At 68.0% G+C, this 21,787-nt stretch carries 20 protein-coding genes; 9 read left to right on the forward strand and 11 right to left on the reverse strand.

All coding sequences use genetic code 11. From position 1 onward, the window contains the following. Nucleotides 1–4 precede the first annotated feature (4 nt). From KCG34_RS06030 to KCG34_RS06040, 3 genes are all read right to left on the reverse strand, one after another. A complete protein-coding gene (locus KCG34_RS06030) occupies nt 5–883 on the reverse strand; it encodes an SMP-30/gluconolactonase/LRE family protein (protein ID WP_211939489.1) in 879 nt (292 codons plus the stop codon). Between the two features lie 63 nt (nt 884–946). Continuing rightward, nucleotides 947–1,885 (reverse strand): hypothetical protein, encoded by a 939-nt coding sequence (locus tag KCG34_RS06035; protein ID WP_211939490.1) that lies wholly within the window; start codon nt 1,883–1,885, stop codon nt 947–949. A gap of 66 nt (nt 1,886–1,951) precedes the next feature. Next, on the reverse strand, nt 1,952–3,067 hold the full coding sequence (locus KCG34_RS06040; RefSeq protein ID WP_211939491.1) for a hypothetical protein: 1,116 nt from the start codon (nt 3,065–3,067) through the stop codon (nt 1,952–1,954). A gap of 292 nt (nt 3,068–3,359) precedes the next feature. On the opposite strand from KCG34_RS06040, the gene KCG34_RS06045 reads away from it, so the two are divergent. The 7 genes from KCG34_RS06045 (at nt 3,360) to KCG34_RS06075 (ending at nt 10,820) form a co-directional block, all read left to right on the forward strand. Then, the gene (locus KCG34_RS06045) at nt 3,360–4,064 is read left to right on the forward strand and encodes a cobalamin B12-binding domain-containing protein (RefSeq protein ID WP_211939492.1); all 705 of its coding nucleotides are present in this window, start codon (nt 3,360–3,362) and stop codon (nt 4,062–4,064) included. Nucleotides 4,065–4,069: 5 nt separating this feature from the next. Continuing rightward, nucleotides 4,070–4,702, forward strand: a complete 633-nt coding sequence (locus KCG34_RS06050) for a DUF1638 domain-containing protein (RefSeq protein WP_211939493.1) — start codon at nt 4,070–4,072, stop codon at nt 4,700–4,702. A gap of 10 nt (nt 4,703–4,712) precedes the next feature. Continuing rightward, on the forward strand, nt 4,713–5,174 hold the full coding sequence (locus KCG34_RS06055; RefSeq protein ID WP_249138235.1) for a methylenetetrahydrofolate reductase C-terminal domain-containing protein: 462 nt from the start codon (nt 4,713–4,715) through the stop codon (nt 5,172–5,174). Next, nucleotides 5,171–6,190, forward strand: coding sequence for a methylenetetrahydrofolate reductase (locus KCG34_RS06060; protein ID WP_211939495.1), 1,020 nt, complete (start codon nt 5,171–5,173; stop codon nt 6,188–6,190). Before KCG34_RS06055 ends, KCG34_RS06060 begins: the two co-directional genes overlap by 4 nt. Continuing rightward, entirely contained in the window at nt 6,187–7,101 is a 915-nt protein-coding gene (locus tag KCG34_RS06065) for a methyltetrahydrofolate cobalamin methyltransferase (protein ID WP_211939496.1), read from the forward strand. The genes KCG34_RS06060 and KCG34_RS06065 overlap by 4 nt, the downstream gene beginning before the upstream one ends. Further along, nucleotides 7,094–9,103, forward strand: coding sequence for an ASKHA domain-containing protein (locus tag KCG34_RS06070; protein WP_211939497.1), 2,010 nt, complete (start codon nt 7,094–7,096; stop codon nt 9,101–9,103). Before KCG34_RS06065 ends, KCG34_RS06070 begins: the two co-directional genes overlap by 8 nt. A gap of 157 nt (nt 9,104–9,260) precedes the next feature. Beyond that, on the forward strand, nt 9,261–10,820 hold the full coding sequence (locus KCG34_RS06075) for a trimethylamine methyltransferase family protein (protein ID WP_211939498.1): 1,560 nt from the start codon (nt 9,261–9,263) through the stop codon (nt 10,818–10,820). A 10-nt stretch (nt 10,821–10,830) separates the two neighbouring features. On the opposite strand, the gene KCG34_RS06080 is transcribed toward KCG34_RS06075, so the two are convergent. From KCG34_RS06080 to KCG34_RS06090, 4 genes are all read right to left on the reverse strand, one after another. Then, nucleotides 10,831–11,223, reverse strand: a complete 393-nt coding sequence (locus KCG34_RS06080; protein ID WP_211939499.1) for a cyclic nucleotide-binding domain-containing protein — start codon at nt 11,221–11,223, stop codon at nt 10,831–10,833. A gap of 108 nt (nt 11,224–11,331) precedes the next feature. Continuing rightward, nucleotides 11,332–12,150 carry a metallophosphoesterase family protein gene (locus KCG34_RS06085; protein ID WP_249138236.1) on the reverse strand — a complete coding sequence of 273 codons (819 nt, stop codon included), beginning with the start codon at nt 12,148–12,150 and terminating at the stop codon, nt 11,332–11,334. Then, nucleotides 12,074–12,757, reverse strand: a complete 684-nt coding sequence (locus KCG34_RS25795) for a hypothetical protein (RefSeq protein WP_249138237.1) — start codon at nt 12,755–12,757, stop codon at nt 12,074–12,076. Before KCG34_RS25795 ends, KCG34_RS06085 begins: the two co-directional genes overlap by 77 nt. A gap of 358 nt (nt 12,758–13,115) precedes the next feature. Then, complete coding sequence (locus KCG34_RS06090; protein WP_211939501.1) at nt 13,116–14,216, reverse strand: NADH:flavin oxidoreductase; 1,101 nt, start codon at nt 14,214–14,216, stop codon at nt 13,116–13,118. Nucleotides 14,217–14,394: 178 nt separating this feature from the next. Between KCG34_RS06090 and KCG34_RS06095 the strand changes: the two genes are divergently transcribed. Beyond that, on the forward strand, nt 14,395–16,215 hold the full coding sequence (locus tag KCG34_RS06095; RefSeq protein WP_249138238.1) for a flavin-containing monooxygenase: 1,821 nt from the start codon (nt 14,395–14,397) through the stop codon (nt 16,213–16,215). 6 nt (nt 16,216–16,221) lie between these two features. Here KCG34_RS06095 and KCG34_RS06100 read toward each other — a convergent pair whose 3' ends face one another. The 3 genes from KCG34_RS06100 to KCG34_RS06110 all read right to left on the reverse strand — a co-directional run bounded on the left by KCG34_RS06100 (nt 16,222) and on the right by KCG34_RS06110 (nt 19,618). Next, the gene (locus tag KCG34_RS06100) at nt 16,222–17,484 is read right to left on the reverse strand and encodes a cytochrome P450 (protein WP_211939502.1); all 1,263 of its coding nucleotides are present in this window, start codon (nt 17,482–17,484) and stop codon (nt 16,222–16,224) included. A 116-nt stretch (nt 17,485–17,600) separates the two neighbouring features. After that, the gene (locus KCG34_RS06105) at nt 17,601–17,978 is read right to left on the reverse strand and encodes a VOC family protein (RefSeq protein ID WP_211939503.1); all 378 of its coding nucleotides are present in this window, start codon (nt 17,976–17,978) and stop codon (nt 17,601–17,603) included. Nucleotides 17,979–18,043: 65 nt separating this feature from the next. Next, complete coding sequence (locus KCG34_RS06110) at nt 18,044–19,618, reverse strand: flavin monoamine oxidase family protein (protein ID WP_376788213.1); 1,575 nt, start codon at nt 19,616–19,618, stop codon at nt 18,044–18,046. Nucleotides 19,619–19,763: 145 nt separating this feature from the next. Between KCG34_RS06110 and KCG34_RS06115 the strand changes: the two genes are divergently transcribed. Continuing rightward, entirely contained in the window at nt 19,764–20,474 is a 711-nt protein-coding gene (locus KCG34_RS06115) for a DUF599 domain-containing protein (protein ID WP_249138239.1), read from the forward strand. 8 nt (nt 20,475–20,482) lie between these two features. Here KCG34_RS06115 and KCG34_RS06120 read toward each other — a convergent pair whose 3' ends face one another. Next, on the reverse strand, nt 20,483–21,736 hold the full coding sequence (locus tag KCG34_RS06120) for an alanine racemase (protein WP_211939505.1): 1,254 nt from the start codon (nt 21,734–21,736) through the stop codon (nt 20,483–20,485). Nucleotides 21,737–21,787: the final 51 nt, after the last annotated feature.

The following is a 21,787-nucleotide window of genomic DNA, read 5'->3' on the forward strand; positions in this document are numbered from 1 at the left end:
CCGCCTACGGCCACCCCGCCCGCGGCGCATCGACCTCGGCGACAAGCAGTTTGCCGGTCGGGGCCTGGGCCGCCTCATGGCCGATGGAGGTCTTGGCGGTGAGCATGAACAGGGTGCGGCCATCCTCGCCGCCCAGCATACAGGCATAGCAGGGCTGGCCGGTGTCGATCACCTCGACCACCTCGCCGCCCTCGGCGAAGAGCACGCATTCCGGAGCGATGGGATTGGCCAGCCAGACCCGACCCTCGGCGTCCAGGGCGATGCCGTCGGGCACGCGCGGCCAGGTCGAGGCCCAGACCCGGCGGTCCGAGAGGTCGCCCTCGGCGCCGATGTCGAACGCGGTCAACCGCCCAGCCAGGGTCTCGCCGATGATCAGGGTCGCGCCGTCCGGGGTGATCACCGTCCCGTTCGGGAAATGCATGTCATCCGACACCATCCGCACCGCCCCATTGGGCTCGATCAGGGCGAGCCGCGCGGTCGGATGCTCGGCGATCACCGCCTCGGTCCCGCGCGAGGTCAGGGCCGCGTCCAGGTCAAAGCCGAAATTGCCGACATAGGCGCGGCCGTGGGCGTCCACCACCATGTCGTTGCAGTGGAAATCGGCGATCTGGGACAGGTCGGCATGCCGGCTGATCGACCCGTCCGGCGAACGCTTCAGGACCTGGCGCTTCTTCATCGAGACCACCAGCATGGAGCCATCGGGCATCCAGCCCAGGCCTGACGGCTGGTCGTCGATCTCGAATTCGGTGCGCAGGTCGCCAGCCAGCGAGACCGACTTCACCGCATGGGCGTAGAAGTCGCTGAACCACAGCCGACCGTCATGCCAGCGCGGCCCTTCGCCGAAATAGATCCCTTCGGCGAGCAACCGTGTCGTTCGTCCCATGATCTCCTCCCGCTTGCCCCGAACCGGATCAGAGACCCGGATCTCCCGCGAAGCAAGCGAGGATCAACCGCCGCCCGGCGTCTGATCCTGGGCCTGGGCCGCCTGGGCTGCGGCGTTCAGATCAGCGACGGTCTGCCGCGAGCGGCTGAGCAGGGCGTTGAAACCGTCCATGCCCGCCGGCCGGCGGAACAGGAAAACGCGCAGATCCGGGTCCCAGACGGCCTTGCCCCGCTGCAGCATGGCGATCAGCTGACCCTGCTCGTCGATCCACTTCTGGCTGAGGTCCCACTGCCGGTCGCTGGCGGCCTTGCGCTTGGCGACAGCGGCGTCGAACTGCTGGATGGCTTTGCGTCGCTCGTCCTCCTCGGCGAAGGTCTGGCTGATGGTGTCGCGCTCCTCCGCCTGCCGCTGAATGTAGAGCGCGCGGTAGCGGGTCATCACGTCGCGGGCCTTGGCCACAGCCTGGGCTGCGTGCTCGAAATTGCGATCGTGCGCCAGCTGTTGCGGATCGCTGAGCTCCGGCAGGCCGGTCGCGCGCAGATTGGCGTCGAGGTCCATCGTGTCCTGGCCGAGTTGACCCCGGTATTCCTGCTCCAGGCTGGCCATCCGGGCGTCGGCATAGGTCCGCGTCGGCCCGCCGCCACCCGAGGCCAGCCCGCCCTGCAGGACGATATTGGTCGCCAGGGCGGCCGCCGTCATCGCCGCAAATGACGCCGGACCATGCGGGCCGCGCAGCTTGACCAGGAAGGCGGCGAACAGCGGCGTCCAGACCAGGAGGGCCGGCAGCAGCGACGCCCCCACGAGATAGCCCAGGCCGTGGCTCGGATGAGCGACCGATTTGCCGGCCGCAGGGCCCGTAAGGGCGCCGCTCGCCAGCATGTGCAGCGAGACGGTCAGCACCACCGCCAGGGCGACGCCGCCCGCATAGTAGGGCCAGGCCGGCCGCTTCCTTGACAGACGCTTGGGCGGCAGGCCCACCATTGGCGTATCTTCGATAGACATATCAGCCCCCACAACCCGAGGAGAGGCTAGAGCCCAGCCTCCTCTACGGTCAAGGTTGGCGCGGGCCTATTGGCCGCCGGTACGGACCCGGGAGGTAACGGCGCAGCCTGGGCCGGCGCCCTGGCAGGCGACAGTGGTGGTTCGAGGCGTCGCGCGGGCGGCCATCTTGCCGATCCAGTCGTCCAGGCCCGGGCGCGGCTCCTCGTAGCCCGGCGAGACATAGCCGACCCCGGCCACGCCCTCGGGCACGAAATCTCCTCTCGTCGGCAGTCCGCGCTGGACATCGCCGTCGATCGGCAAGGTCGGGAAGGAGACCTCTGCGTCGCCGGTCAGATCCTTGGCCGGGCAGGACGTGCCGCCGGTCGCCATGGGCCACACCGCCTTGCCCAGCGAGGTGCCGGCGCGCGGCTGCACATAGACCTCGCTGAAGCGGATCGGATAGGTCTCGCGGCAGGACGGTTCACGGGTCAGCCACAGCATCTGGCCGCCGTTGTTGCCGGGTCCCCAGACCTGCTTTCTGATCGCGACCAGATTGACCCGGCTGAGGTCGGCGAAGCCGATCGGGCCGAGCTCGGTGTCCAGGGTCAGGCCCTGATAGCCGGAATAGCCGGTCAGCTTGTCGACCCGCAGGCCTGCGACGCCGCCGAACGGCTTGATCACGTGGGCGTGGAACTGGTTGTGGAATCCGTAGACGCCGTCGATGCGCACGTTCTCGACCTGCACGGTCGAGCGGGGGGCCGAGATGTCGATGCCGTCCGACATGCCCATCGCCGAGGCGTCGATCAGCACGCCCTCGATATGCACCGTGCCGACATTGTCCTTGATGTAGATGGCGCTGGAGTGGGCCGTGTCGGTCTGGTCGGCCTGCGGCGGCAGGGTGATGTAGCCGCCCATGATCACCACATTGTGGCCGCCCTCGATGATGGTCGCCCCGACCTTCCTGGTCTTGGGCAGCTTGATCACATAGTCCTGGTCGTCGTTGAGGCGGGTATAGGTCGGTCCGTCCCCAAGCTCGATCACGGTCGGATTGACCATGGCCGGCGGCGCCCAGCGCAGCTTGCCGCTGTCGTCCTGGCGGCCCACGACCTCCACGCCGCCGCTTTGGGCGGCGCCGGCGCCGCCAGCGGCGCAGATCATGGCGAAAGCCGCGGCGGCGGCGAACAGTTTGCGATCGGGCTTCATCGCCCCCTCCTTTGCGAACGGAACGCCGGGGGCGGGCCTGGATGTTCATCCTGGCACAATCGCCCGACGCTGCTCGGGGGGATTGCAAGCGGCAAGCCAGACGGGCGAGTGCGGCGTCCGCCATTCGCTTGGCGGGGGAGCATGCCGCTGGCCGCTGGGGCGGGGCTTTTCCGATCGCGACAGACGTCGTTAAATGATAACAAAATGTCGCAATCAGAAATCATATGAGCGAGCTTGATGTTATTCTTCCGCAAACCAGCGGAGCCCGCATCGGGCCGGCCAGGAGGATGTCATGGCGGACGACGGCGAACTCGACTTGCGCAGCCTCAGCGACGAGGAGTTGGTCGAGCAGATGCACGACGACCTCTATGACGGCATGCGCGAGGAAATCGAGGACGGCACCCGTATCCTGCTGGAGCGTGGCTGGAGCGCCGAGAAGGTGTTGAACGACGCCTTGGTCGAGGGCATGCGCATCGTCGGCATCGACTTCCGCGACGGGATTCTGTTCGTCCCCGAAGTGCTGCTGGCCGCCAACGCCATGAAGGGGGGCATGGAGATCCTGCGCCCGATCCTGGCCGCCTCCGACGTCGCTCCGATCGGCAAGGTCGTCATCGGCACCGTCAAGGGCGACGTGCATGACATCGGCAAGAACCTGGTGGCCATGATGCTGGAAGGCGCCGGCTTCGAGGTGATCGACATCGGCATCAACAACCCGGTCGAGAACTATCTGAAAGCGCTGGACGAGCACCGGCCGGACATCCTCGGCATGTCAGCTCTGCTCACCACCACCATGCCCTACATGAAGGTCGTCATCGACACCCTGAAGGAGAAGGGCCGGCGCGACGACTTCATCGTGCTGGTCGGCGGGGCGCCCTTGAACGAGGCCTTCGGCCAGGCGGTGGGCGCCGACGCCTATTGCCGCGATGCGGCCATGGCGGTGGAGATGGCCAAGCAGCTGATCGCCGAGCGCCGCCAGGCCCCGAGCCTGAGGGCCTGATCCCCATGGGCGAGAAACGGCCCCTGCTGCTGATCGCCTGCGGCGCCGTCGCCCACGAGACCATGGCCGTGCTGCGCAAGAGCGGCATGGACGGCATCTCCGTCCAATGCCTGCCGGCGCACCTGCACAACACCCCGCAACTGATCCCCGGCCGCATCCGCGAGAAGATCCGCGAGGGCAAGGAGCAGTTCGAGCGCATCTATGTGCTCTACGGCGACTGCGGCACCGGCGGCCTGTTGGACGACGTCCTGGTCGAGGAAGGTGTCGAGCGCATCGCCGGCGCCCATTGCTACGAGTTCTTCGCCGGCGGGATCGACTTTGCGGCCATGGCCGACGAGGAGCCCTGCACCTACTACCTGACCGATTTCCTGGTGCGCCATTTCCAGCGCTTGGTGATCGAGGGCCTGGGCATCGACCGTCATCCGCAGCTGCTGCCCATGTATTTCGGCAACTACGTCCGCGTCGTCTACCTGTCGCAGCACCCGACGCCGGAGCGCCTGGCCGAGGCCAAGGCGGCGGCCGACCGGCTGGGCCTGGCCTTCGAGCATCGCGACGTCGGCTATGGCGACCTGGAAAAGTCGCTGGTCGCCGAGCGGCGGCGCATCGACCGCGCCAAGGCGCCGGTGGCGGCGGAATAGCGGCCGGGCGATGTACGCGATCCGCCTCTGGTCCGTCCGCCACGCCCGCGGCCTCGAGGCGTTCTACGCCGCCTTCGAAAACGCCCTGGTCGGCCTGCATCCGCTGATGAAGGCGGTCGGCTACCAGCGCCTGGAAAAGCCGGTCGCCGCGATGGAAAAGGCGGTCAAGGGCGTCCTGTTCGACTGCCAGATGTGCGGGCAGTGCGCCCTGAGCCAGACCGGCATGTCCTGCCCGATGAACTGCCCCAAGACCCTGAGGAACGGCCCCTGCGGCGGAGTCAGGGCCAACGGCATGTGCGAGGTCAAGCCACACATGCGCTGCGTCTGGGTCGAGGCCTATGCCGGCAGCGAGCGGATGCGCAAAGGGCCCGAGGCGATCCGCGCGGTGCGCCCGCCGGTCGACCGCACCCTGGCCGGGACCTCCTCCTGGCTGCGAGTCGCGCGCCAGCGGGCCGAGGGCGCTGCGCCATGAGGTTCCACGACGAGCCGGAACCGGGCGCGCCCCTGCCCATCCTGCCGGGCCACAGCTCGCCGGGCCGGTTCGAGCGCGTGCTGCGCGCCGGCGGCTTCACCGTCACCGCCGAGCTCGCCCCGCCGGACTCGGCCGACCCCGAGGACGTCTATGATCGGGCCCGGATCTTCGACGGCTATGTCGACGCCATCAACGCCACCGACGGCTCGGGCGCCAATTGCCACATGTCCAGCGTCGCGGTCTGCGCCCTGCTGACCCGGGTCGGCTATTCGCCGATCATGCAGATCAGCTGCCGCGACCGGAACCGCATCGCCATCCAGGGCGAGATTCTGGGCGGGGCGGCCATGGGCGTTTGCAACATGCTGTGCCTGACCGGCGACGGGGTGCAGGCCGGCGACCATCCCCAGGCCAAGCCGGTGTTCGACTACGACTGCATGGCGCTCCTGGAGACCGCCGTACGCCTGCGCGATGAGGGCCGGTTCGAGAGCGGGCGCCAGCTGACCAGCCGGCCGCATGTGTTCTTCGGCGCCGCCGCCAATCCGTTCGTGCCGCCCTACGACTGGCGCCCTGACCGCTTGGCGCTGAAGGTCGCCGCGGGGGCCCAGTTCATCCAGACCCAATACTGCTTCGACGTCCCCCGCCTCAGAACCTTCCTCAGCCGGCTCGATGACATCGGCGTGCTGGACAAGGTGTTCATCCTGGTCGGTGTCGGCCCCCTGCCCTCGGCCAAGACCGCGCAATGGATGCGCCACCACGTCCCGGGCGTGCATATCCCCGACGCCGTGGTCGAGCGCCTGTCCAAGGCCGCCAAGCCCAAGGCCGAGGGCCGCAAGCTGTGCATCGAGCTGATCCAGGAGATCCGCGAGATCAAGGGCGTGCACGGCGTCCACATGATGGCCTACCGCCAGGAAGAGGCGGTGGCCGAAGTCATCCAGGCATCCGGGGTGCTGGCGGGGCGCGTCCCCTGGCACCCACACAGAGACAAAACCGCTCCCATGGAAGAGGCCGTCCCATGACCAGAACCGTCGTCAGTTCCGCCACCAAGGAGGTGGTCATCGGCTTCGACGAGCCGTTCGTGATCATCGGCGAGCGGATCAACCCCACGGGCCGCAAGATCCTGGCCGAGGAAATGGCGCGCGGCGACTTCCGCCGTGTCGAGCGCGACGCTCTGGCCCAGGTCGCCGCCGGCGCGCACATGCTGGACGTCAACGCCGGCATCCCCCTGGCCGACGAGCCGGCGATCCTGGCCGAGACCATCAAGCTGGTGCAGTCGATCACCGACGTGCCCCTGTCGATCGACAGCTCCATCGTCGCCGCTCTGGAGGCGGGCCTGGCCGTCTATCAGGGCAAGGCCCTGGTCAATTCGGTGACCGGAGAGGAAGAGCGGCTGGAGACCGTGCTGCCGCTGGTGAAGAAGTATGGCGCTGCGGTGATCGCGATTTCCAACGACGAGACCGGCATCTCCGAAGACCCGGACGTGCGCTTTGCCATCGCCAAGAAGATCGTCGAGCGGGCCCAGGACTACGGCATTCCCGCCAGCGACGTGGTGGTCGACCCGCTGGTCATGCCCCTGGGCGCGGTCAACCAGGCGGGCGTCCAGGCCATGCACGTGATCCGGCGCCTGCGCGACGAGTTGAAGGTCAACACCAGCTGCGGCGCCTCGAACATCAGCTTCGGCCTGCCGGCGCGGGGCGGGATCAACGCCGCCTTCCTGACCATGGCCATCGGCGCGGGCATGACTTCCGCGATCACCAATCCGATCCACGACGAGACCATCCGCGCGGTGATGGGCGCGGACGCCATGATGGGCCACGATCCTCATTGCATGCGCTGGCTGAAGAAGTACCGCGAACCGGCGCCGGCTGGGGCGGAAGGCGAAAGCGGCGAAGGCCGCGGCCGCCGCGAGTCGCGTCGCCGCCGTGGCTGACGACGCCCTCATCGTCTTCACGCCCTCGGGTCGCCGGGGGCGTTTCCCGCTGGGCACGCCGGTGCTGCAGGCGGCGCGGTCGCTCGGCGTCGACATCGACAGCGTCTGCGGCGGGCGCGGCATCTGCGGCCGCTGCCAGGTGACCCAGGCCGAGGGCGAGTTCGCCAAGCACGGCATCGTGTCGGCGGCGGACCACCTGTCGGCGTTCGGCGTGGTCGAGGAGAAGTACCAGCGCCTGCGTGGTTTGCAGGATGGCCGGCGCCTCAGCTGCTCGACCCAGATCCTGGGCGACGTGGTCATCGACGTGCCCGAGACCAGCCAAGTCCACCGCCAGGTGGTGCGCAAGGCGGTCGAGGCGGTGGACATCGAGCTCGATGCGGCGGTGCGCCTGCACTATGTCGAGGTCGCCGAGCCCGACATGCACCTGCCGGCCAGCGACCAGCGCCGCCTGCTGGACGCGCTGGAGCGGGAATGGGGGCTGAAGGACCTCGCCTGCGACCTGTCCCTGACGCAAAGCCTGCAGCCCGTCCTGCGCAAGGGCGGCTGGGCCGTCACCGCCGCCGTCTATGACGAGCGCGAGGTGGTCGCGGTCTGGCCGGGACTGAAGGAGACGGTCTACGGCATGGCGGTCGATGTCGGTTCGACCACCGTCGCCGCCCATCTTTGCGATCTCTCGACCGGCGAGGTCGTGGCCTCGGTCGGGCGCATGAACCCGCAGATCCGCTTCGGCGAGGATCTGATGAGCCGGGTCAGCTACATCATGATGAACCCGGGCGGCGAGATCGACCAGACCGCCGCGGTGCGCGAGGCGCTGAACGAGCTGGCCGCCCAGGCGGCGGCGGAGGCGGGAATCGAGGTCACGGACATTCTGGACGTGACCCTGGTCGGCAATCCGGTCATGCACCACCTGCTTCTCGGGATTAACCCGGTCGAGCTGGGTGGCGCCCCCTTCGCCCTGGCCACCGACCAGGCGACCGCGCTCAGGGCCAGCGAGCTGGAACTGAAGCTGAATCCCGGCGCCCGGGCCTATGTGCTGCCCTGCATCGCCGGCCATGTGGGCGCCGACACCGCCGGCGTGATCCTGGCCGAACGGCCGGACCAGGGCGAGACCCTGACGGCGCTGGTCGATGTCGGCACCAACGCCGAGATCGTGCTGGGCAATCGCGAGCGCCTCCTGGCCTGCTCCAGCCCTACCGGCCCGGCGTTCGAAGGCGCCCAGATCTGCTGCGGCCAGCGCGCCGCGCCGGGCGCGATCGAGCGGGTGCGGATCGACCCCACGACTCTCGAACCGCGTTTCAGGGTGATCGGCTGCGACCTGTGGTCGGACCAGCCCGGCTTCGCCGAGGCGACGGCCCAGATCGGCGTCACCGGCATCTGCGGCTCGGGCATCATCGAGGTGCTGGCCGAGCTGTTCCTGGCCCGGGTGATCAAGGCCGACGGGACTATCGACGGGGCCATGGCGGCGGTCAGCCCGCGTGTGCGGCCCGAAGGCGTGACCTTCGCCTACGACCTGCGCCTGGGCGCCCAGCAGATCACGATCTACCAGACCGACGTGCGGGCCATCCAGCTTGCCAAGGCGGCCCTGCAGGCGGGCATCCGCCTCCTGATGGAGCGGATGGGGGTGGACGCGGTGCAGCGCATCCGCCTCGCTGGAGCGTTCGGCAGCCATATCGACGTCAAGTACGCCACCGTGCTCGGCATGCTGCCGGACTGCGAGCTCAGCAACGTCAGTTCGGCCGGCAACGCCGCCGGCACGGGCGCCCGCATCGCCCTACTCGACAAGCGCAAGCGCGGCGAGATCGAGGCCCTGGTGCGCCGGGTGGAGAAGATCGAGACCGCCATCGAGCCGAACTTCCAGGCCCAGTTCGTCGAGGCCATGGCCATTCCCCACCGCAGCGCCCCCTACCCGCACCTGGCCCAGGTTGTCGACCTTCCGGAGCCGGAAGCTGGCGGGGGTCGCCGAGAGCGCAGCGGAAGGCGGCGGCGGGAGACTCAGCAATGACCATTTCCCCCGCTCATCCCGGCGAATGCCGGGACCCAGATCCTAAGGCTCTGCCTCTATTCCAGACATCACCCCACCATTCAGCACCCTACGATCTGGGTCCCGGCATTAGCCGGGATGAGCGGATCTTTGGGCGCAACGCCAGGAGGAACCACCCATGAACGACCAAGCCCCCTCTGGCCGCGCCGGACGCGGCGGGCGTGACGCCAAGCGGGCCGCGCGCCTGGCCGCAGCCGCCGCCCATATCCCCTTCATCACCCGCAACATCCCCTATTACGAGGTGCTGTCCGAAGAGGGCCTGGCCCTGATCGAGCACAACGCCGACACCGTGCTGGAAGAGATCGGCATCGACTTCAAGGACGATGCGGAAGCTCTGCAAATCTGGAAAGACGCCGGCGCCGACGTCCAGGGCGAGCGGGTGCGCTTTCCCCGCGGCCTCTGCCGCTCACTGGTGGCGACCGCCCCGCGCGAATACACGCAGCACGCCCGCAACCCGTCCCGCAGCGTGGTGATCGGCGGCAAGAACACGGTTTTCGCGCCGAACTACGGCTCTCCCTTCGTGCGCGACCTCGACGGCGGGCGCCGCTATGGCACGATCGAGGACTTCCGCAACTTCGTGAAGCTGACCTACGCCTCGCCCTGGCTGCACCACTCGGGCGGCACGGTGTGCGAACCGGTCGACCTGCCGGTCAACAAGCGGCACTTCGAGATGGTCTATGCGCACATGCGCTACAGCGACAAGCCGTTCATGGGCTCGGTCACGCATCCCGAGCGCGCCCAGGACACGGTCGACATGTGCAGGATCCTGTTCGGCGACGACTTCATCGATCCGATGACCGGCAAGCCCAAGACCGTCACCACCTCGCTGATCAACGCCAATTCCCCCCTGACCTGGGACGCCACCATGCTGGGGGCGCTGAAGGTCTATGCGCGCAACAACCAGGCCTGCCTGATCACCCCGTTCATCCTGGCCGGAGCCATGGCCCCGGTGACCCAGCTCGGCACCTGCACCGTGACCCTGGCCGAGGCCCTGGTGGGCATGGCGACGGTGCAGCTGATCAACCCCGGCTGCCCGGTGATCATGGGCAGCTTCGCCTCGTCGATCTCCATGCAATCGGGTGCGCCGACCTTCGGTACGCCCGAGCCGGCCCAGGTGCTCTACATCATGGCCGCCCTGGCCCGCCGGCTCGGCGTGCCTTTCCGCTCCGGCGGGGGCCTTTGCGCCTCCAAGGTTCCGGACGCGCAAGCCGCCTACGAGTCGGCCAACACCATGCTGCCGACCTGCCTCGGCGGGGTGAACTTCGTGCTGCACACCTCGGGCTGGCTCGAGGGCGGCCTGACGGTGAGCTATGAAAAGTTCATGATGGACTGCGACCAGGCCGGGTCGTTCCACGCGCTGCTGGCCGGTGTGGATATTTCGGAGAACGGCCAGGCCATGGACGCCATCCGCGAAGTCGGTCCCGGCAAGCACTTCCTGGGCTGCGCCCACACACAGGCCAATTTCGAGACCGCCTTCTTCCGCTCGTCCCTCGCCGACAACAACAGCGCCGAGCAATGGGAGGCCGAAGGCAGCCTGGACATGGTCGCCCGCGCCAACGCCCAGTGGAAGAAGGTCCTGGCCGACTATGTGGCGCCCGAGATCGACCCCGGCGTCGACGAGGCCCTCCGGGAGTACATGGATCGGCGTCGGGCTTCGTTCCCGGATTCCAACGTTTGATTGCAGGCGCTCATGCCGCCAGAGTCGCCGCCGCCCAGATCAGGCCATCGAGGTCGCCGCCCAGGGCCTCGATGGTCGAACGGCGGACCACGGCGATAAGACAGGTCGAGAGCGCCTCGGCGGCGAAGCGGTGGACGGGCGCGGCGTCGAAGCCGAACACGTCGCCCTCGACATAGCAGGCGCCGTACCGCACGCGACCATCGTTCAGGACCCGCATCTCCCTCACGGCGCCGCGAACGACGCGGTAGATCAGGTCGGTCTCTTCGTCCTGGGCGTAGATTTCGTCGCCCCTGGCGAACGGGATACGCGCGGCGAAGCGGTCGATCAGGTCGAGCTGGTCGTCATAGGCCCCGATCAGCGGGTCGGTGGCGGGGTCGTGATGGACATCGTGGGAGGCGGACATGGTGGGCCTCGTTCAGCTGACCGGCCCTGATTATGCTTCTCAGATGCGATGCGAAATTCGGGTCGCAACCCTAAGGAAATCTACGGAGCAGCGGCGGGCCGGCCGCGCTCAGTCGTCCTGCGTCAGCTCCGCCTGCAGAAAGACCACGTCCGGCCCATCCAAGCGGACAGCGGTCAGCACCCCGGTCTGGTAGGCGCCGGTGTCGACGCCGATACGATGCGGCTCCCGGTTCGGCCGGGGACCGGCCCAGGTGTGGCCGTGGACGATGATCTTGTCGAAGGCCCCGTCATGGTCGAGGAAGGGGTCGCGGATCCACAGGAGGTCCTGCTCAGCCTGGTGCTCGAGGGCAACGCCTGGCCGCACGCCGGCGTGCACCACGGCATAGGCGCCCACCACCAGCATCAGCTCCAGAGTGTGAAGCAGGTGAAGGTGTGGCGCAGGCATGTTTTCAAGCAGCTGGTCGCGCGCCGAGATCAGGCTTTCGGCCATCAAGCCGCCCTCCAGGGCTACGCCATAGGAGGCGAGGGTCTCCGCGCCTCCGAAACGCAGCCATCCGGCCGCCTCGACCGGCTCGCGCAGGAAGTCAAGCATGGCCTGCTCGTGATTGCCCTTCAGTAGACGTACGTCGATGTCCGTGCGCCGCCGGAGCTGGATCACCGCCTCCATGACCTTGGCCGAGTCCGGCCCGCGGTCCACATAGTCGCCGCAGAAGATCACGATCGGGCGGCGGCCGAGCGCGCGCTCGCGGCTGTCGGCGACAATCTTGCCCAGGAGAGCGAGCATCAGGTCGAAGCGGCCATGCACATCGCCGACCACGTAAATCAGCTGGCCGTCCGTATCGGGCCGGGTTTCAGCGTTCCTGGCGATGACCGAGACCCTCCCCTTCTGCGAGGTAGGCGCCCCGCGAACGGGCGGGGGACTCTGCACCGTGGGTGAAGCGATCCAGGTCGTGAGCCAGGTTGGCGTAGTTGCCGACCAGGATCTGGGGCGAGTCGGCGCCGTCGCTGCGGAGATGGTCCAGGCGCCGACGCATGTCCGCCAGCCTTGCGTCGGAGCCGCCGGACCGTGCGGCGCGGGCATAGGCGTCTGCGACCATCTGGTCGGCGCGGCTAACCGTCTGGCGGTCGCAGGGACCGCCGCCTTCGCAGCTGGCGACCAGGCTGCGCAGCCGCGCGGCGGCGTCAGCGTGTTGAGGAACGATTGTTCGGGAGCCGCGCCGCGCCTCGCGAACGGAATGTTCCGGTGGCGCGCGCTCGGGCGCCCGCAATGGCCGAAGGTCGGAGATCGGAGGCGAGGCGGCGGCCAGGGGTGGGCTGGCCGGCGGCGAGGCGGGCGGCGGCGGGCTGGCCTGTGGGGGCGTCACAAGCGGAGCCGGCGGCGGAGGCGCGGATGGCGGAGGCGCAGGTGGTGCGACATTGGCCAGCAGCGCCAGCGGCGCAGGACGCTGAACCCCGCCGGCCGGCTTTCTGGCCAGATAGGCTCCACCAGCAAGGCCGACAATGGCCAAGGCGACCCCGGCAGCGATCGGCGCCACGACCGGGCGCTTGCGCTTCGGCTGAGGTCGCACGCTTCTCACCGCCTCGGCGAGCGCAATCCAGCCAGGATCACGCGCTGTCTGGCCTGGGCCCTCTAACACCTCGGCCAGGGCTTCAGCGACAACCCGGGAAAGCTCTTGCGGAGCGACCGGTTTCACTGGCCCCGGCGCAGAGCCGACGCGTTCCGACGCTGCCTTGTCCAGCTCCCAATCCATCCGACCTGTCGCCTGAATCCACCCCGCCCGACACCTCAATTGCCCGCGCGGCGGTTGGTTCCATCGGCGAGCGCCGGAGGATCGTTGGTGTTGCGGCGGTGCACCAGCCTAACATCGCCTATCGGCGGCGAAGCTTGGCGCGTTAAGCGGGTTCGGCCTGCTCCTCCTGCGCCACAAAGCCCTTCCAGCTGGCCATGTAGTCGAGGAAGGCCGGACCAAGGCCCTCATTGCGCAGATACTCGCGGGTCACCGGCACCGGCACGGAGCGGAAGGCCGCGTCGGCGGAGAGGCGGGGGAAATCGTGATGCAGGATGGCGCCCCGTCCGATCAGCACGAAGTCGCAGCCTGCTTCCAGGCACTCGCGAGCCTTGGCCGCGGTCATGATCTTGCCGGCGACACCCAGACGAACGTTCCCGCGGTCCAGCTCGGTGAACCAGGCCATGAGGCTCTTGCCCTTGAATTCGGCCTCCTCCGGCTCCTTGCTCACGTCCCACAGCGACATGTCGAGGAAGTCGATATCGCCTTCGCTCATCAGCGCCTGGGCGAAGGCGCGGATCTCGGCCAGCTTGACCCCGAACCGTTCGGGGGACAGGCGAAGGCCGAGAATGAAGTTGGGGCGGCAACGGGCGCGGACGCCCTTGATGATCTCGCGGATCACACGCTCGCGGTTCTCGGCCGAACCGCCGAACCGATCGGTGCGCCGGTTGATTTCGGACGAGAGGAACTGGCAGAGGATGTAGCCGTGGGCGCCGTGGATCTCGACCCCGTCGAAGCCGGCGCGCTCGCTGCGCACGGCGGCGGCGACGAAATCCTCGATCAGCTGCTCGACCTCGGCCTCGCTCAGGGCCCGAGCGCCCGTCTCTTCATTGTCCGACGGGCAGACCGGCGCCTCGCCGATCAGCTCCTTGGGCGAGCGCATGCCGGCGTGGTGCAGCTGGACCATGGAGACGCTGCCGGCGGCCTTGATGGCAGCGGCGAGCCGGGTCAGGCCCGGCAGGTGAGCGTCGGAGAACACGCCCAGTTGGCCTGGAAAGCCCTGGCCGATCCGCTGCACGTGGGCCGCGCAGGTCATGGTCACGCCGAAGCCGCCCTCGGCCCGCTTGGTCAGCCAGCGAAATTCGTCCTCCGACAGGGTCCCATCCGGATGGCTCTGCAGATTGGTCAGCGGGGCCAGCATGAAGCGGTTCTTCATCGCCGGGCCGCGGGCGAAACTCAGAGGGGCGAACAGGTCGGGCTGGGACAAGGAGCTCTCCAGAGCGTCGATCGGGGAACGGGTCTTAAATTGCAACGAAGCTACGCCGATGCAAGGCGCCGCAGCGATCGGGGCTTGATCCTGCGCGTGCGAGGCTTCAGGCTGGCTATATAAACACCGATCACTCACGGCGAGCAAACGCCGGTCGAAAGAGGACGAGGAAGCCGCCGTGACCATCGCCGCCGAGACTGCGCCTACAGAATCCGAGGACCTGGGCTTCGATCCCGAGGCCCTGAAAGCGCGCTACCGGGCCGAACGCGACAAACGGCTGAGGACCGACGGCAACGAGCAGTACCAGAACATCGTCGGTGAGTTCGCCCACTACCTGGACGATCCCTACGTCGAGCCGGGCTTCAACCGCGCGCCGGTCACCGACGAGGCCGAGGTGGTGGTGGTCGGCGGCGGCTTTGGCGGCCTTCTGACGGGGGCGCGGCTGCGCGAGGCGGGGATCGCCGACATCCGCCTGATCGAGAAGGGCGGCGACTTCGGCGGCACCTGGTACTGGAACCGCTATCCCGGCGCGGCCTGCGACATCGAGAGCTACATCTACCTGCCGCTCCTGGAAGAGGTCGGCTACATGCCGGTCGAGAAGTATTCGAAGGCGGCCGAAATCCTGAGCCACAGCCGCGCCATCGCCGAGCGGTTCGACCTCTATCGCGGCGCCCTGTTCCAGACCGAGGTCACCGAGATGCGCTGGGACGAGGCGGCCTCGCGCTGGATCGTGGCCACCAACAGAGGCGATGCGATCCGCGCCCGCTTCGTGGTCATGGCCAACGGGCCGCTGCATAGGCCCAAGCTGCCAGGCATCCCCGGCGTGGAGAGCTTCAAGGGCCACTCGTTCCACACCAGCCGCTGGGACTACGCCTATACCGGCGGGGATGCGACCGGCGGGCTGACGGGGCTGAAGGACAAGCGCGTCGGCATCATCGGCACCGGCGCGACGGCGGTGCAATGCGTACCGCACCTGGGCGCGGGCGCGAAGGAGCTGTTCGTGTTCCAGCGCACCCCCTCCTCCATCGATGTGCGCGCCAACCGGCCCACCGATCCGGACTGGGCCGCGACCCTGAAGCCGGGCTGGCAGCAGCAGCGGATGGACAATTTCAACGTGCTGGTCTCGGGCGGCTTCCAGGAGGAGGACCTGGTCAGCGACGGCTGGACCGACATCATCCGCAACCTCCTGATCCTGGCGCGGCGGGGCGAAGGCGCGGGCCAGGACCCGACCGACCCCGCCAGCCTGGTGCAACTGGCTGACTTCAAGAAGATGGAGAGCATCCGCGCCCGTGTGGACGGCGTCGTCGCCGACAAGGCCACCGCCGAAGCGCTGAAGCCCTACTACAACCAGTTCTGCAAGCGGCCCTGCTTCCACGACGAATACCTGCAGACCTTCAACCGGCCGAACGTGACCCTGGTCGACACCGAGGGGCGCGGCGTCGAGCACATCACCGAGCGCGGGGTAGTGGTCAAGGGCGTGGAATACGAGCTGGACTGCCTGATCTACGCCACCGGCTTCGAAGTCGGCACTAGCTACGTGCGGCGCTCGGGCTACGAGCTCTATGGCCGCGACGGCCAGTCCCTGACCGACAAGTGGAAGGACGGGGTTGCGACCCTGCACGGCATGTTCAGCCGCGGGTTCCCCAACTGCTTCATCGTCAGCAACGCCCAGTCCGGCTTCACCGCCAACTATCCGCACATGCTGAACGAGCAGGCCCGTCATATCGCCCATGTGGTCGGCGCGGCCAAGGCGCGGCAGGCGACCCTGGTCGAAGTGTCGGAAGCGGCCGAGGCGGAGTGGGTGCAGGTGATCCTGGACAGCGCCATCATGCGCCAGAAGTTCGCCGAGGAATGCACGCCCGGCTACTACAACAACGAGGGCCAGCCCTCGGACCTGGCGGCCCGCAACGGCCCGTTCGGCCGTGGCCCGATCCAATTCGTCAAGATCCTGGAGGACTGGCGCGCCGCGGGCGAGTTGGAGGGCCTGGAGCTTCGATAGCCGGCCCTAAACCCTCCTGGGGATCACCACCGGCAAGCGCTCGTAGCCGCGCACGAAGGTGGAATAGACCCGCTTGGGCTCGCCGGTGACCTCGATCGTCGGGAAGCGCTTGAGGATCTCCTCCCAGACGATGGTCAGCTGCAGCTCGGCCAGTCGATTGCCGACGCAGCGGTGGATGCCGAAGCCGAACGACATGTGCTGGCGCGGCCGCGGGCGGTCGATGATGTAGGCGTCCGGGTTCTCGATCACCGCCTCGTCGCGGTTGCCCGAGAGGTACCACATGATGACCTTGTCGCCCTTGCGGATCAGCTTGCCGCCCACCTCGGTGTCGGCGACGGCGGTGCGGCGCATGTGGGCCAGAGGCGTCTGCCAGCGAATGGTCTCGGAGACCATCGATGGGATCAGCTCAGGGTGCTCTCGCAGCTTCTGGTACTGGTCGGGGTTCTGGTTCAGGGCCAGGACGCTGCCGGTGATCGTGTTGCGGGTGGTGTCGTTGCCGCCGACGATCAAGAGGATTACGTTGCCGTGGTACTCGCGCGGATCCATGTTCCGCGTCGCTTCGCCGTGCGCCAGCATCGAGATCAGGTCGCCGGCCGGCGGCGCATTGACCCGCTCGTTCCACAGCTCGGTGAAGGCGGCGAAGCATTCGCGGAAGATGGCCATCTTCTGCTCGAGCGTGTCGACGATCCCATGGCCCGGCACGGCGGTGACCACGTCCGACCACCAGGTCAGCTTGCGCCGCTCCTCGAACGGAAAATCGAACAGGGTGGCCAGGGTCATGGTGGTCAGTTCGACCGAGACCTTGTCGACCCAGTCGAACTCCTCGCCGATCGGCAGGCTGTCCAGGATCAGGCCCGCGCGTTCGCGAATGATCGGCCCCAAGACCTGCAGGTTGGCCGGCGAGACCACCGGGCTGACGGTCTTGCGCTGCACGTCGTGGCGCGGAGGGTCCATGGCGATGAACATCGGCAGGGCCTCCGGCCCGCCCTGGCCGAAGATGGTGATGCCGCCGAGGAAGGCTTCGGAGGAGAAGGCGATGTGGTTGGTGTCGACCGCCATGATGTCGTTGTAGCGGGTGATCGACCAATAGGGGTCGTAATCGCTGTCGGCCGTGAAGTGCACCGGGTCTTCGCGGCGCAGGCGTTCGAAATAGGGCAGGATGGCGTCGGCCTGGAACAGGCGCGGCTGAGCCGGATTAATCCGGTCGAGCGGGATCGTAGCGGCCTCGTCGCGCAGGGACTGGGCCAGATCGATGGCGCCGTCGGGCATGGCTCGCCTCCGCTTCGCCGCATTTGCGCGGCCTGTCTTGGCCGGAACGTGAGCCCGGCGTCAGATTTGTATCTTAACGCCGTTCAGCCAGGAAGAGGCGGCCAGGCCGCAGGCGATCACTTCCGCACGAAGGCGCAGAGCTTGTGACCGTCCAGATCGCGGACATAGGCGGCATAAAACACCGGATCCATCCCCTCGCGCACGCCGGGCGGCCCCTCGTCTCGGCCGCCGTGCTCCAGGGCGGCGGCGTGGAAAGCGTCGACCGCAGCCCGATCGGGGGCCAGGAAGGCCAGCATGACTCCGTTACCGGTGGTCGCCTCGCCGCCATCGAAGGGCCGGGTGAGGAAGAACCGGGCCTTCTCGCCGGCCCTAGAATAGCCGGTCCAGGTCTTGCTGGTGGTGTCGCGGGTGACGCCCAGCGGGGCGAAGACGGCGTCGTAGAACACCACCGCCTGGGCCATGTGGTTCACGCCGAGGGTGGAATAGGCGAGCATGATCGGCTCCCGAACCCGAGTTCAGGCGCCCATTTTGGCATCCCGCACTCGAATGGCCAGCCCTATCAGGCCGCGTTCACCCGCGCGTGGATCTTGCCGATCTGCTGCCAGGCCGACTCGATCGCCCCGGCCTGCCAGCCTGGCATGTAGCTGAGATGCTCGCCCGCCAGATAGAGCCGCCCGTCCGGCTCGCACAGGATCGGATAGGCGGTCTGGCGGCCCTCCTGGCTCCAGTCGGCCCAGCCGCCCTTGTTGTACTGGGCCAGGTGCCAGGAGAAGGAGAAGGCGGTCTCGAAATTCTCGGCGTACTCCGGAAATATCTTCTGGCCCGCCTGGACCGCGAACTTGGCGCGCTCCGCCGGCTTCAGGCCGCTGACCCTCGCAGCGTCGGTCCCGAACGCGTAGTAGCCGAGGATCACACCCTTCTGGCCCATCCAGCCAGTCGACGGGAAGGTGATCGAACCAATGCCGCGGATGTCGTTGTAGACGTGGCCGCCATAGATGAAGTGGTCTTCCTCCCAGAACCGCCGCTTCATCTGCAGGCCGATCTTGTTGACCATCGCATAGGAGACGCCGGCCATGGCCTGCTTGAACCGGTCCGAAACGGCCAGGTCGATGCTCTTCAGCACCGACAGAGGGATGGTGCAGAGGCAATAGTCGGCCTTGATCGACGCCCCCTGGCCGTTGGCGGACTTGTAGAACACCTCCACCCCGCGATCGTCCTGGGCGATCTTCTGCACCTCGCAGGAATAGCGGATCACCGGGCCCAGGTTGCGCACGAAGCCCTTGGCGATCTGGTCCATGCCGCCCACCGGCTGGAACATGGTGCGCTGCTGGTCGTATTCGGTGACCGAACTCAAGACCTGCCAGGCGTTCGAATCCAGCACGTCCTTGAAGGCGAAAGGGGTCGAGGGCTTGCCCGGACCGGGATCGACACCGGCGCCCGGGTGCACGTCATAGCCGCGCCCGTCCGTGCCGTGATAGCCGAGGTCCTTCATCGACAGCCGCCCGTCCGTCACCAGATAGGCGATGAACTTTTCCTTGTCCTCCGGCGACAGGCCGGCGTCGAGATCGCCCTTGCCGGCGCATTTGGCCAGCATTTCGGCGGCGTAGCCGCGGGCGTCGGCGGCGATCATGCCCTTACGCACCGGCTTGCCGGCCAGGGGCCCATTGCCCTTCTCGAAATAGACGTAGGACGCGTCGTTGTCGTTGACGAACACCTCCACCGGCACGCCGAACTGCTTGATGTAGTGCAGGGTCGAGCGGTGATGGTAGGGCACCCGCCAGGGGCCGTGATTGATATAGAGCCCTTCGTCGAAGTCGCAGACTTGGGTGTTGCCCACAAGGTCGGTGTGCTTGAACCCGCGGCGGGCGGTCTGACAGCGGCCGCCGGCGAAGTCGCGGGCCTCCAGCACCTGGCAGTCGTAGCCGGCCTTGCCCAGTTCATAGGCGGCGGTCATGCCCGCCAGGCCCGCGCCCAGGATAACCACCTTCACACCCTTGCCCCTGCCGGCCAGGGTTGGCGGCGCGGCCTGGGCCGAAGTGAAGCCGAATCCCAGCGCCTCCATGCCCGCCATGGCCAGCGAGGTTCCGCCGATGGCGGCCAACTCCTCGATGAACTGTCTCCGACTTAAGGCCATGCTCCCTCCCGACATTCGCGTCGTGTCGTTCGCGTTCATTTGCGCCCCGCATGGCTACGGTTGCAAGCGCCGCGGCTTTGACCATTCGACGCCCCTTCGCCGGGCGCCTGATCCGCTCGGGACAGAATCGGTCGAAACTCGCTCCATGAACCTGCCACCGATCTCGCCGCTGGAACTCGCAGGCCTGGCCGTCTACCTGGCCTGCTGGCTGGGCTACGCGCCCCTGCTGCGGCGATTGCCGCACGCAGGCGGTGTGATCAACGCCAATCTGAACGTGGTCCGCACCGGCTGGATGACGCGCATGGCCCTGCGCAAGGACCGGTTCATCGACAGCGCGCTTCTGGGCCACGCGATCAATTCGGCCTCGTTCTTCGCCTCGTCCAACCTGATCCTGATCGCCGCGCTGACCGGGGCCTTGGTGGGCGGCGAACGCACCTGGAGCACGGTGCACAACCTGCCCCTTGTCGAGCGCACCGCGCCGCTGCTGTTCGAGGCCAAGCTGGCCCTGATCGTGGTGTCGATGGCCAGGAGCCTGCTCGACTTCATCTGGTCGATCCGCCAGCTCAACTACTGCCTGGCGGCGATCGGAGCCCTGCCGCTGGCGGCGTCGGAGGAGACCCTGCGCGCCTATGCCGCAGCTACCGCCTCGATCCTGAACCCGGCCCTGGGCTCGTTCAGCGCCGGGGTGCGCGGCTATTATTTCGCCTTGGCCGCCGCCGGCTGGCTGCTGGGGCCGATCCCCCTGATCATCACCAGCCTGGGCGCCACCTTCCTCCTGGCCTGGCGCCAACTCGCCTCGCCCTCAGCGCACGGCCTGCGCCAGCTCCGGCTGCTGATCGACTCGGAGACGATGTAGCGGCCCGATCAGGCAGCGACCGGGAAGGTCGGCCAGCGTCCGACGATCTCGCCCCCGTCATAGACTGCCAGGTCGCCATACTGCAGGAAGGTCCCCTCGCTTTCCTTGGGCCGGAAGAAGATGAAATCGTCCTGGTTCAGCGCCACCCGGGCAGAGCCAGTCAGCATGGCCCGCTCACCATAGAGCGGACTGAACTTCAGCCCGGGCGGCGAGACCGGCTCGGCGTCGCCATAGCCATAGGCGAAGAAGCCCCGCCGGCTGTTCGGATCCAGCACGTCCAGCGCACCGGCCAGGGGTTCCAGGGTCGGGATCAGGGCCTGGTCCATACGCTTCAGCACCGGCTCGGCGATGAAGGCGGCCGGAAGGTGCGCCGTCAGGGTCGGCCGGTCGAAGTCCAGTGGCTTGACGAAGGCCGAGCCGATGGCGAGTTCGTTGGCGACCTTGTCGTCCAGGTGCAGGCGATAGGTCGGGCTGCCAGCGGTGTTGAGCGTGCGGCTCGGATCGTGACCCAGCTTGGCCACGAGGACGTCGTTCGCCGCCGCGTACTGCCGCTTCACCCGCGCCAGCTCCGCCTTCGGGAACGGCACGCCCGCGACTTGCGCGTCATAGCCCATCAGGCCAGTCACCGTGGCCAGCGGCTCGGCCTTGGCCAGCTCGATCATCTCCGCCACGGCGCGCGCGTCCGGCAAGCCGCCGCGATGCAGGCCGACGTCGATCTCCAGGTTCAGATTGACCGGGGTTTGCCGCGCCCGCACGATGGCCAGGTATTCGGCCAGGCGCGAGGGGCTGTCGACCAGCCATTGTGGCTGGGCGGCGGGCGTGGCGTCGTCGCCATGCCGGCGCACGAAATCATCGACCAGCACCCCCGGCAACGGCCGGCCCAACAGCACCTCGGCGGCGGGGATTTGATCCAGGATCGCCTGCAGCATGACGCTGTTGAACACCATCAGCCGCTTGGTCTGGCAGCCGATCATCACCGACTCGAGCAGCCTCGGCGCTTGCAGCGACTTGGTCACCACCCGAAGGGCCAGGGGCGTTCCGGCCAGAGCCTGGCGCACCACGGCGATATTGGCCTCCAGCCGCTGGCGGTCGATCACCAGGGTCGGCTCGGCGATCCCGGCCCGCTTCAGCGCCGCTTGCAGCCTGGCGAAATAGGGCGGATGGCCGCCCTGCCCCTGGTCGCGGGGCAGCAGCACCGCGGCCCCGCCGGCCACGGCCGCAACCGCGCCGGCCACGATCGCCCCGCGCCTGGAAATGCGCACGCCCGTCTCCCCCGATGCCTTTTGAGGCAGAGCATGGCCCCGGGCGGGGCG

It is taken from the genome of Phenylobacterium montanum, from assembly GCF_018135625.1.
GTDB lineage: Bacteria > Pseudomonadota > Alphaproteobacteria > Caulobacterales > Caulobacteraceae > Poindextera > Poindextera montana.